Annotated in this window: 13 protein-coding genes; all 13 read left to right on the top strand. The window is 40.0% G+C overall.

Annotated features, from left to right (window positions below; genetic code table 11):
- Positions 1-65: 65 nt before the first annotated feature.
- The 13 genes from ABYB02_RS09660 to atpH all read left to right on the top strand — a co-directional run bounded on the left by ABYB02_RS09660 (position 66) and on the right by atpH (position 12,034).
- A complete protein-coding gene (locus ABYB02_RS09660; protein ID WP_372762260.1) occupies positions 66-425 on the top strand; it encodes a hypothetical protein in 360 nt (119 codons plus the stop codon).
- 465 nt (positions 426-890) lie between these two features.
- The gene (locus tag ABYB02_RS09655; RefSeq protein ID WP_372762259.1) at positions 891-2,582 is read left to right on the top strand and encodes a DUF927 domain-containing protein; all 1,692 of its coding nucleotides are present in this window, start codon (positions 891-893) and stop codon (positions 2,580-2,582) included.
- A 64-nt stretch (positions 2,583-2,646) separates the two neighbouring features.
- Complete coding sequence (locus tag ABYB02_RS09650) at positions 2,647-2,979, top strand: excisionase family DNA-binding protein (protein WP_372762258.1); 333 nt, start codon at positions 2,647-2,649, stop codon at positions 2,977-2,979.
- Between the two features lie 1,157 nt (positions 2,980-4,136).
- Positions 4,137-4,589, top strand: coding sequence for an FMN-binding protein MioC (mioC, locus tag ABYB02_RS09645; RefSeq protein WP_372762257.1), 453 nt, complete (start codon positions 4,137-4,139; stop codon positions 4,587-4,589).
- 423 nt (positions 4,590-5,012) lie between these two features.
- Complete coding sequence (mnmG, locus tag ABYB02_RS09640; RefSeq protein ID WP_372762256.1) at positions 5,013-6,902, top strand: tRNA uridine-5-carboxymethylaminomethyl(34) synthesis enzyme MnmG; 1,890 nt, start codon at positions 5,013-5,015, stop codon at positions 6,900-6,902.
- Between the two features lie 15 nt (positions 6,903-6,917).
- Positions 6,918-7,538, top strand: coding sequence for a 16S rRNA (guanine(527)-N(7))-methyltransferase RsmG (gene rsmG / locus ABYB02_RS09635; RefSeq protein ID WP_372762255.1), 621 nt, complete (start codon positions 6,918-6,920; stop codon positions 7,536-7,538).
- Positions 7,539-7,552: 14 nt separating this feature from the next.
- A complete protein-coding gene (locus ABYB02_RS09630; protein ID WP_372762254.1) occupies positions 7,553-8,338 on the top strand; it encodes a ParA family protein in 786 nt (261 codons plus the stop codon).
- Positions 8,339-8,359: 21 nt separating this feature from the next.
- Complete coding sequence (locus tag ABYB02_RS09625; protein ID WP_372762253.1) at positions 8,360-9,283, top strand: ParB/RepB/Spo0J family partition protein; 924 nt, start codon at positions 8,360-8,362, stop codon at positions 9,281-9,283.
- Positions 9,284-9,425: 142 nt separating this feature from the next.
- Entirely contained in the window at positions 9,426-9,806 is a 381-nt protein-coding gene (locus ABYB02_RS09620; protein WP_372762252.1) for an ATP synthase subunit I, read from the top strand.
- 15 nt (positions 9,807-9,821) lie between these two features.
- Entirely contained in the window at positions 9,822-10,679 is an 858-nt protein-coding gene (gene atpB, locus ABYB02_RS09615; RefSeq protein ID WP_372762251.1) for a F0F1 ATP synthase subunit A, read from the top strand.
- Between the two features lie 59 nt (positions 10,680-10,738).
- Positions 10,739-10,972, top strand: a complete 234-nt coding sequence (gene atpE, locus ABYB02_RS09610) for a F0F1 ATP synthase subunit C (RefSeq protein ID WP_011329631.1) — start codon at positions 10,739-10,741, stop codon at positions 10,970-10,972.
- 41 nt (positions 10,973-11,013) lie between these two features.
- Entirely contained in the window at positions 11,014-11,484 is a 471-nt protein-coding gene (atpF, locus tag ABYB02_RS09605) for a F0F1 ATP synthase subunit B (protein ID WP_008112130.1), read from the top strand.
- Between the two features lie 16 nt (positions 11,485-11,500).
- Positions 11,501-12,034: a F0F1 ATP synthase subunit delta gene (atpH, locus tag ABYB02_RS09600; RefSeq protein ID WP_372762250.1), complete on the top strand. Its 534-nt coding sequence runs from the start codon at positions 11,501-11,503 to the stop codon at positions 12,032-12,034.
- Positions 12,035-12,109 lie beyond the last annotated feature (75 nt).

Genomic DNA, 12,109 nt, shown 5'->3' with positions numbered 1-12,109 from the left:
GCTCGTGGCGAGCTCTACGATACTTATCTGTAAATTAGGCATGCCTAATTTTAAAAGGGGAAATAATGACAAATAAAGAGCTTTGGCCATTTAAGCCTGTATACGATGAGTTAAAGATTCGCTTAGCTGGTATTGAGGACGAATGTGAACCACTAGGTTTAGAGGTAAACCTTTGCAATGAAACGGAAGAAGAGATGTTCATTGCTTTAAACACACAAAAAGCGTTTGCATTTGATGTTATGAATGAACATGGCGATATTTGGGATATTCGACTAGAACCCTTTTCAACGTTCAAAAGGCGTAGTGCTCAGATTTTCTTTCCTTTCACAGGCCTTAACCCAGCTAAACGGTTGAAAATTAGTAACTGGATTTTAGAGCTTTGCAATTGGGAAGGTAATATCTACTTGGGTAATACAAGACATTAAGGTGTTCTTATGACTGACTATGAATGGTTTCAGATGTGGGTGTTAATGGTGCTAGCTATTCGCGCTACTCGGCACTACGACAAACTGAAGCATGATCTATTTGAAGCAATTAAAGAGGGGAAAATATAGCAATGGCTCCTTTACTTACAGGATGCGCCATGGTTCCAACGTTGGTGATATTTTTTGCTTTGCTATTTCATTTTAATCGCGACAACCTCAATAAATTCGACTGATATCCAATATTTCTAGCGAAAAAATTAGGCATGCCTAATTTTTTACGTTCAAAAACGTCATTTTTACGCCAATTTTATGTAAAAAAGACGTACCCATAATATCAACACCGCATTTTTAAAGGGCTGAAAAACCCACTGAAATTCCCCCTAGTTTTTCCCAGCATCCCATGAAATTTCCTGCTCAAATAACTCCAAACGAAACTAAAAGAAATCAAAGTAAAGGAGCTTTATTATGTTTGAGCTTAGAGAAACAGGTTTATTTTACACCCCAACAGCCGATTCAGAACCAAGGTTCTTGTGTGGCCCAATTCAAGTGCTTGGCATTTCAAGAGGAGGTAATAGTACTCGAGACTACGGCTTGCTTGTTGAGTGGAAAAACTTAGACGGTATTTGCATACGCAAGCTGATACCACGACGCCACATAATTAATGATCAAGGTAAGGTGTTAAAAGAATTACTTGTGGATACAGGGCTTGCACTATCAAGCCGTAAAGGTATTTGGGACCCAATAACTTCCTACCTTATTCAAGCAAGGCCAGAGAAACGATATAAAAGCTCGACTCAAACAGGCTGGCTTAATAATAGCTTTGTTACACCCAGTTGGTCCGTAAGTAATGGAGCAGAGCAAGTTATTTACTCAGGCACAAAAGAAGCTGATTTTTTAAGTTCCGCAGGTACATTATCTAGTTGGCAAAAAGAGGTTGGTAGTCTCTGTATAAATAATCCATTGCTTGCATTTACTGTTTGCACAGGCTTATGTGCCCCCCTGCTTCATTGGTTAAATTGGCCCAGTTGTGGTGTTCACCTATTTGGTAAGTCCAAAGTATCTAAAACAACGATCTTAATCATGGCTGCAAGCTTGTACTCAGGTACTGACTTCTATTATGCATGGAGAAGCACCGCTAATGGGTTAGAAGCAATAGCGGTGGAACACAATAACTTACTGCTTTGTTTAGATGAACTGCATCAGGTAGACCCTGAGGTCGTCGATCAGTCCATTTATACAATAGCTAATGGAATGTCAAAATCACGCAGTAATAAAGATGGCTCCCAAAGCCAGCGAAAAAAGTGGCGACTTATCTTTTTAAGTACCGGTGAAATGGGACTTGAAGAAAAACTTTCATCAATACATAAAGGCGTAAAAGCAGGTCAAGAAATCCGCTTTTTAGAAGTACCAGCCCAAAGACAACACGGTGCTTATGACGATCTTTATGGTCATAACAACATGAATGACTTTTCTGAATCTATTTGGAAAGCCGTTAACGAAAATCACGGCACTGTCATGCCACAATGGGTTGAGTACTTAAGCACTATTGATGATCTCCCTACTCTTTTAAATCTCAATATCAAAGCGATGTTAACCCATTGGGAAATAACAAAAGAAAATAATGGCAATCAGGTTATTGAAGCAGCAAAAAGATTTGCGTTACATGGTGTGAGTGGTGAATTGGCTGCTTCAGCTGGGCTTATGCCTTGGCCTAAAGGCCTTGCTGAAAAAAGCGCAAAAGAAGCTTTTGATGCTTGGCTCGAAATACGTGGCTCTTCTAGTGATTCAGAAGATGACAAGTTGATAAAACAATTACCAGCTGCATTAAAACTTTGGCGACGAAAATTATTACCTGAAGGTAAGTTTCTGGGTGATAACTACGGCTACGCGATAGAAAAAGATGGCCAGCTTGCTTGGTTCATAACTCGTGATGCATTTATGAAAGGATTAAAGGTTAGTTATAGAACTGACATTTCTCATACGATTAAACTAATGTGTAAAAATCATTGGTTGGAGAGTCGTGAAGGTCGAGGAACATTCAAGAAAGTAATCGCAGGTGGGCCACCTGGTGGTCGCTACTTTAAGGTGCTACCACAACAAATTGTGGCGGATTTAGCTTTAGATGAGACACTTTCCCAAGTTTATTTCCCAACTTAAAGTTATGAATTAATTTGATTTTCCCAATATTCCCGTTTTCCCAAGAAATTTTAGAGAGTAGACCATGAACGTGAGCAATAATAACAGACCAAGTAATGTTGAAAAGATGACTTTACTAGAAAAAGTACAGATAAAAAGCTATCTAAGTACTGTATCCAATCTAACCGTAGATGAATGCGTGATCTATACGGGGTTAGCTAAAAGCTACATTTATAAACTTACTCACGCAGGGATCATTCCTCATTCAAAACCCAATGGCAGAAGAATAATTGTTAATCGATTAGAACTAGATGACTGGCTCTTTAGTAATAAAGTTGAAAGTGCTGATGATCTGAGTGATTTCTTCAAACATTCAGCAAAAGCTCTTAACAGAAAAGCATCTATAAACTATCGATGATTAAACTTGGTGATCGGGCTTACTTTCCTTTAGTTTACTTGCACGATATTTTCTAATGCGAAAGTGGGCCACCACAGACCCACCAAAAAAACATAAACCTACTGTTTTTATTAGTTTTTTCACTTATTGTATTGGCAAATAACACTAAGTTAATTTACCCATTAATAAAAAAGAGCTTTACGGCTCTTTTTTATTTGCTAAAACTTATTATTTACTGCTGTTTTAATCAGCTTAAAACAGTTCCCTCGCGCTTATTTGCTTGAAATAAAGCCACCAGTGAATAACGAATCCAATACTATAACTGCCTAAAAATACCAACTGAGCACAGTAAAAAGCGCTTAATTACACTCCATTATTGCTGCTATTTTAACGCTAATACGCCCTATTTAGCGGCTAACTGTGTCGTTGTAGCTGAGCTTAACGGCTTATAAAGCAGGCTAAAAATAACGTTTATTGGCTAATACTTACCCTATTTACCAGCAGCAAACGCAAAATAGACTTATAACTATTGTCTGTTTATAGCTAAAAACGCGCTAAATTTATAGCTAATTAGCCCAGCCTCGAAGCAGCAATTTACTGATCGTTTTATCAATATTAAACGCTGATCAACACAAAAAAAATAAATAAAACCAGATCAGTTATCCACAATATCGTTTACTTCCCGATTATAGTAACTAACATGCAGCGTATTTAATGAAAAAATAGTCATAAAGCAGCACTCAAAGCGATTTTTTTCCATTAATAACTCAATATGATAAAAAGATCTGCTTTATTTGATCGCTGCTCAATTTATTTTTTGATCTAATTTACAGTTATCAACAGCCGATCTATACACATTTCGATCGCTGTAGAAAAAATGCTTAAATAGCCGCAAACCAAGGTACGCCGACTATATAAAATCAATAACTTAGCGATCTATTAATAATAACGATCTACTTTTAAGCATAACTTTCCCCCGCTTTATTCACAGCTTGATCAGATGATTACATTTAAAGATTATTTGTTAAATACAATAATATCAATGCGTTATAAACAACATTAAAACCATGAGTGAATTTTAAGCTAAAATAGTTATACAAAACGGCACTCTTAACTTTACTGTTATGCTCACTCAGTTATCATACGCACCTATTAAAATGATGTGATCACGATAATTAATGAGTTCAGTAAATATTATTATTGGCAGCCAGATGGGATCTGCTGAATATGTGGCAGAACAATTGAGCGAAGCGCTTAATGATCAGGGAATTAGCACCCAACTGCACGAGCAACCTGAGTTTAACAGCATAGATCAGCAAAACACCACTTGGCTGATCTGTACTTCAACCTATGGTGCCGGTGACTACCCCGACAACTTACTAAGCTTTATTGATGACTTATCGCAAGTAGATGATTTAACAAACTTAAAGTACTCAGTAATAGGATTAGGTGACACCAGTTACGATACCTATAACCTTGCAGCGCGAAAAGTAGATAGCTTATTAGCAAGCAAAGGCGCTATTAAAGTAGCACAACGATTAGAGTTAAATATCCTTGATGAAGCATTACCAGAAGAAACTGCACTGGCCTGGTTAGCATCTTGGCTAGTTGAATCAGGCTTAAAGCAATAGATCAAGCTAAAAATTACAAACAAAGTTACCCACAAATTACTAATAATTTACTTATTTTTGTGGATAACCACTGATTAAACTGCATTTCTAGCCATGCTTATCCATTGGATAAGATCCAGTTGAGATTGCCCTGTGCATAAAGTGGCTTTTTGATCAGAGCTTATTTGCCTGATGATCCGATCATGTTCACACCTTTAGATCTGATCTAATATTATGTTTTAAATACAGATCTAAACCTTATCAACAGAAAACCTGTTCAGTAGTAGTAATAGATATAAAAGATCTCTTTAAAAGATCCTTTATATTATTAGAGATCACACACTTAGATCTTGGCCGTGGTTAATCATTTATCTTCTGCTAATTTCTAGGTAGAATACGCTCCCTTTTGAAGTTTACCGGTTTGATTTAAGTAGGATCCGATTAATGATTTTTCACGAAAATTTTGATGTTATCGTAGTAGGTGGTGGACATGCTGGCACTGAAGCCGCATTGGCAGCTGCCCGTATGGGGATGAATACCCTGCTGCTAACTCACAATATGGATACCCTTGGTCAAATGTCTTGCAACCCTGCAATTGGTGGCATTGGCAAAGGTCATTTAGTTAAAGAAATTGACGCCCTTGGTGGTGCCATGGCACAAGCGATCGATAAAGGCGGGATCCAATTTCGAACGCTAAATTCTTCAAAAGGCCCGGCTGTTCGCGCAACACGTGCCCAAGCGGATCGTGCGCTGTACAAAGCTGCTATTCAAACCACCTTACAAAACCAACAAAACTTAAAGATTTTCCAACAATCGTGTGATGATCTTATTGTTGAAAACGATCGCGTTGTGGGTGTTGTGACCCAAATGGGATTGCGTTTTCAAGCACCGAGCGTAGTTTTAACCGTAGGTACGTTTTTGGGTGGCCAAATACATATCGGCTTAGAAAACTTCAAAGGTGGCCGTGCAGGCGATCCTCCTTCAATTGCTTTAGCCGATCGTTTACGTGAGTTGCCATTTAGAGTGGATCGTTTAAAAACCGGTACCCCACCGCGTATTGATGCCCGTACGGTTGATTTTAGTAAAATGCAAGAGCAGCCAGGTGATGCACCTACTCCGGTATTTTCATTTATGGGTAAGCAAAGCGATCACCCACAACAAATACCTTGCTACATTACTTACACGAACGAAAAAACCCATGACGTTATTCGTAATAATTTACATCGCTCACCCATGTACTCAGGTGTTATTGAAGGTATAGGCCCACGTTACTGCCCGTCAATTGAAGATAAAATTGTACGTTTTGCAGATAAAGACAAACATCAAATATTTGTAGAGCCAGAAGGTTTAACTTCTTACGAGCTATACCCAAATGGTATTTCAACCAGCTTACCGTTTGATGTGCAAATGGAAATTGTGCAATCGATCACCGGTTTTGAAAATGCACATATTTGCCGCCCTGGTTATGCAATTGAATATGACTTTTTTGATCCGCGCGATTTAAAACGCTCGTTAGAAACCAAGTTTATTGACGGCTTATTTTTTGCTGGGCAAATAAATGGCACCACAGGTTACGAAGAAGCCGGTGCGCAAGGTTTAATAGCGGGCATGAATGCCGCGTTAAAAGTGCAAGGTAAAGAGTCTTGGACTCCACGTCGTGATGAAGCGTATATAGGGGTACTGATTGACGACCTAACAACCTTAGGGACTAAAGAACCGTACCGTATGTTTACCAGCCGTGCCGAGTACCGCTTATTACTGCGTGAAGACAACGCCGATATTCGACTAACCGAAAAAGGCCGTGAACTAGGCTTAGTTAATGACGAGCGCTGGCAGGCTTATAACGAAAAAATGGACGTGATCGCCAAAGAAAAACAGCGTATTAAAGATATTTGGATCCATAAAGATCATGCTGTTATTGAACAAGTAAATAGCTTACTAAAAACGCCATTAACGCGTGAAGCAAGTTTAGAAGAATTATTGCGTCGTCCTGAAATTCGTTATAACGATCTGATGGCAATTGACGGGCTTGGATCTGAGTTCACTAACAAAGCAGCACTTGAACAAGTTGAGATCCATACTAAGTACGCCGGTTATATTGCGCGTCAACAAGATGAGATCAATAAACAGTTACGTCATGAACAAACGATTTTACCTAAAGAGTTTGATTATAAGTCGGTATCTGGCTTATCAAATGAAGTGGTCGCTAAGCTGATTGACGCACGTCCAGATACTATTGGCCAAGCTTCGCGTATTTCTGGTATCACCCCAGCGGCGATTTCGCTATTATTAGTGTATCTAAAGAAGCAAGGCTTGTTACGTAAAACTGCGTAACAGTAAAGGTACATTGTGTTACAGCAACAATTAACAACATTGTTAGCGCAAACTAATATTGCGCTAACTGAAAAACAACAGCAGCAACTAGTACGTTATGTTGAGTTATTACATAAGTGGAATAAAGCGTATAACTTAACCTCAGTACGGTTGCCTGAAGAAATGATGATTAAGCATATTATGGATAGCTTAGTTGTTGCGCCTCATCTACCCGGTCATCATTATATTGATGTAGGCACCGGCCCTGGCTTACCGGGTATTGTATTAGCGATTGCACTACCCAATACTCAGTTTGTGCTATTAGATAGCTTGGGCAAACGGGTGCGCTTTTTAATGCAAGTGAAGCATGAGCTAGGACTCGATAATGTCACCCCGGTGCAGTCTAGAGTTGAAGAATATCAGCCAAGTGTTAAATTAGATGGCGTACTCAGTCGCGCTTTTGCTTCATTGCAAGATATGGTTGACTGGTGTGGTCACTTAATTGATCATTCAGGAAAGTTTATTGCCCTAAAAGGTGTGTTTCCTAGCGACGAGTTAGAGTCATTACCGGCAGGCGTTAAATTTGAGCAAAAAATTGCATTAGAAGTACCTAATTTAGATGCACAACGACATTTAATTATTCTTTCTAAAGACTAGGGATCAGAAACACTGTGGCAAAAGTCATCGCATTAGCAAATCAAAAAGGTGGAGTGGGTAAAACGACCACGGCGGTTAATCTCGCTGCATCTATGGCTGCAACAAAACGTAAAGTGCTGTTAATTGACCTCGATCCGCAAGGCAACGCGACAATGGGCAGTGGCGTCGATAAGTATGGCGACGTAGCCACAATTTACGATTTACTGATTGAAGACAAACCCATTGAAGAGGTGATCATTAAAGAAACCTCTGGTGAATACCATATGATTGCCGCTAACGGTGACGTTACCGCTGCCGAAGTCAAATTAATGGAACTGTTTGCGCGTGAAGTACGCTTACGTAATGCGCTAGAAAAGGTGCAAGATCAGTACGAATTTATTTTTATCGACTGCCCGCCTTCTTTAAATATGTTAACCGTAAATGCCATGGCCGCTGCCGACTCTATTTTAGTACCGATGCAATGTGAGTATTATGCTTTAGAGGGATTAACGGCACTAATGGACACTATTACGCAGCTTGCCAAGTTAGTTAATCCTAACTTACAAATTGAAGGCATACTGCGTACTATGTACGATCCGCGTAATCGATTAGCAAATGATGTATCAGAACAATTAAAACAACATTTTGGCGATAAAGTGTACCGCACCGTGATCCCACGTAATGTTCGCTTAGCCGAAGCCCCCAGCTTTGGTGCGCCAGCTATGTATTATGACCGGGCATCCAGTGGCGCTAAAGCCTATTTAGCATTAGCGGGCGAAATGCTACGCAGAAAAGAAAAAACAACGCCTGTGGTCGCCTAACTTTGAGGTTAAAAAAATAATATGACTGCTAAAAAAAGAGGTTTAGGCCGAGGGCTTGATGCACTGTTAAGTTCATCAAAACCTGCATCGAATAATTCAGCGCAAAATTCGTCTCACTCAGCTGAAATTATGCACAATGTAGCGCAACCGCAACAAAACGAATTACAACAACTACCGATTGAATTTTTACACTCGGGCAAATATCAGCCACGTAAAGATATGTCGGAACAAGCATTAGAAGAGCTGGCCAGCTCTATTCGCTCGCAAGGCATTATTCAGCCCATTGTGGTGCGCCCTATTGCGCCCAATAGCTATGAAATTATTGCCGGTGAGCGTCGCTGGCGCGCGGCGCAAATTGCCAAGCTCGATAGCGTCCCTTGTATTATTAAAGACGTCCCCGATGAGGCGGCCGTCGCGATTGCGCTAATAGAAAATATTCAGCGTGAAGACCTTAATGCAATGGAAGAAGCGATAGCACTGAATCGACTACTGCACGAATTTGAATTAACCCATCAGCAAGTCGCCGATGCAGTGGGAAAATCACGTACCACGGTGACCAATTTACTGCGTTTAAACAATTTAAATAACGATGTAAAAACATTGTTAGAGCATGGTGATATTGAGATGGGCCACGCGCGTTGTTTATTAGCATTGGAAGGCGATACGCAATCAGATGCGGCACGTTTAGCCGTCGCTAAAGCGCTCACTGTACGTGAAACCGAAAAGCTAGTACGGTCAATTTTAGAACCGGTAGTGGCTAAAGAAAAAGTAGCAAAAGATCCCGATGTTAAGCAGTTAGAACAACAGTTAGCTGAAAACTTAGGGGCCAAAGTAGAAATTAATTACAATAAAAAAGGCAAGGGAAAGCTGGTTATTTCTTATACCAACCTAGATGAGCTAGATGGTATTTTAAACCGCATTAACCAAGATGATACCCACCATTAATTTATTGCATGTCTAAAAAAGGACATTTGTAGCGATTTTGTGTTACAAAGCGTCTACTCAAGTTGCAAAACTGGCAGGATTAAGTATAATTTCGCCAGTTTTCATACCCTGACAATTAGAACGCCATTAAGGTTAACTAAACGTGACGAATAAGTTAGCAAGACCTTATAGGCTTGCCGCATTAAAATTAATTTATCTTCAGGGAATTGTAGCTTTAATTGCTGCGTTAATTACTTTTTTAGGGTGGGGAGTCAATAGTGGTCTATCAGCATTAGCTGGCGGCGCTGTAGCAGTACTTCCCCACTTAGTATTTGCCCTCTATGCATTTAGATATATGGGTGCTAGTAGAGCAAATCAAGCGTATGCCTCGTTAAAACGCGGTAACGGACTAAAATTTATGCTGACAATCGTATTGTTTGCACTGGTACTTAAGCTTTACCCGGTAGTGTTACTGCCTTTTTTTAGCGCTTATGTGTTGGTGTTATTTAGTGGATTGTTCGCACCCGTTTTTTTTAAACATTAACTTTTGGGATATAACATGGCTGCAGAAGAAGTTACTCTATCTAGCCATATTCAGCACCACTTGACCAATGCGAAGATGTGTTCGACCGATGCCGGTTTAGCCTTCAATAAAGCATGTGCGGATAGTGGCTTCTGGACATGGCATGTGGATACCCTCGCATGGTCTATCGGACTAGGTCTAATATTTTTATGGATCTTCCGTAGTGCCGCAAAAAAATCAACACTAGGTGTACCAGGGAAATTTCAATGTTTTATTGAAATGATAGTTGAGTTCGTTGGCGACAACGTACGCGATACCTTTCACGGTAAAAGTAAGCTTATTGCGCCATTAGCATTAACAATATTCGTTTGGATATTCTTAATGAACTTAATGGACTTAATCCCGGTTGATTTCTTACCTGCGTTTGCTGGCTTTGTTGGCGAAACTGCATTTGGTATGGATTCACACGATGTATACATGAAAATTGTACCAACAACAGATATCAACATGACCGCCGCACTTGCGCTGGGTGTGTTCATATTAATGATTGGTTACTCTATTAAAATCAAAGGTATCGGCGGTTTTATTAAAGAACTAACACTTCACCCGTTTAGTTCTAACAACACGGCGATGCAAATCCTTTTGATCCCATTCAACTTGTTATTAGAACTTATCGCATTGGTTTCTAAGCCGTTTTCACTGGCTCTGCGTTTGTTCGGTAACTTATATGCAGGTGAATTAATCTTCATCCTTATCGGCGCGATTGGCTTAATGCAATTGCCTCTGCATTTTGTTTGGGCGGTATTCCATATCTTAGTAATTGTATTGCAAGCATTCGTATTTATGATGTTAACAATCGTATACCTAAGTATGGCAAGTTCGGATAATCACTAATTTTTAGCTTTACCTTTAATATTTAACTTTAATTTACAATTGAAACTTTGGAGAAAAAAATGGAACTAGTATTAGGTCTTAAGTACATCGCAGTAGCTTTACTTATCGGCTTCGGTGCAATCGGTACAGCGGTTGGTTTTGGTAACATGGGCGGTAAATTCCTTGAAGCTTGTGCGCGTCAACCTGAGCTTGCACCATCGCTACAAGTTAAAATGTTTATCCTTGCTGGTCTAATCGATGCTGTAGCAATGATTGGTGTTGGTATCGCGATGGTATTGTTGTTCGTACTTTAATTTTATTTTTTGAACAGCTTACTATTTAAGGAGGAGCGGTTGTGAATTTAAACGCCACTCTTATCGGTGAATTAATTGCGTTTACGGTGTTCGTATTATTTTGTATGAAATACGTATGGCCACCACTAAACGGTGCAATTGAAGCTCGCCAGAAGAAAATCGAAGATGGTTTAGCTGCCTCTGATAGAGCCGAAAAAGACTTAGAACTTGCGCAACAGAAAGCTGCAGAACAGCTTAAAGATGCAAAGGCTCAAGCGGCTGATATCATTGATCAAGCTAAAAAGCGTGCCGTGCTAATTGTTGACGAAGAAACTGTTCGTGGTCAGCAAGAGCGTGAAAAAATTATTGCTCAAGGGCACTCTGAAATTGAATCAGAGCGTAACCGTGTGACAGAAGAGCTACGTAAGCAAGTAGCAACTCTGGCCGTGGTTGGCGCAGAAAGAATTTTAGAGCGTGAAATCAATCAAGCCGCACATAGTGACATCGTTGAAAAACTTGTCGCTGAGCTGTAATTAGGAGGGTATGAGCATGTCTGAATTGACTACTATCGCTCGCCCATACGCTAAAGCGGCTTTTGAACTTGCCGTTGAAAAAGGCACTATTGAAAGTTGGAATGACATGTTGTTCTTTGCTGGCCACGTTGCCAGCAATGAACAGGCATCTGCCATTTTAGCTGGATTGCCTACTGCTACAGCACAAGCTGAGTTATTTATTAACTTATGTGCTGAGCAGCTCAACGAACAAGGTCAGAACCTAGTTAAGGTGATGGCTGAAAATGGACGTTTGATTGCACTGCCTGAGGTTGCTCAGTTATTTGCTGCTTTAAAAGCAGACTATGACAAAGAAATCGAGATTGATGTGATTTCGGCAACGCCTCTTGTTGCGGCGCAACAAGAGACACTGGTAGCGGCATTAGAAAAACGTTTCGCACGCAAAGTTAAGCTGAATTGTAGTGAAGACGCTACAGTCGTTGGCGGCCTTATTATTAAGGCGGGTGACACTGTAATCGACGGCTCAGTTCGCGGTAAATTAAACCGCTTAGCCACAACACTACAATCGTAATTGGGAAAAAGAGCATGCAACTTAATTCCACTGAAATTTCAGATCTGATCAAACAACGTATTGAGCAGTTCGAAG

The organism is Pseudoalteromonas sp., from assembly GCF_041613455.1.
In the GTDB taxonomy this organism is placed as follows: Bacteria; Pseudomonadota; Gammaproteobacteria; order Enterobacterales; family Alteromonadaceae; genus Pseudoalteromonas.
Note: the sequence above shows the minus strand (reverse complement) of the source record. Positions and strands in the feature narration are given on the sequence as shown.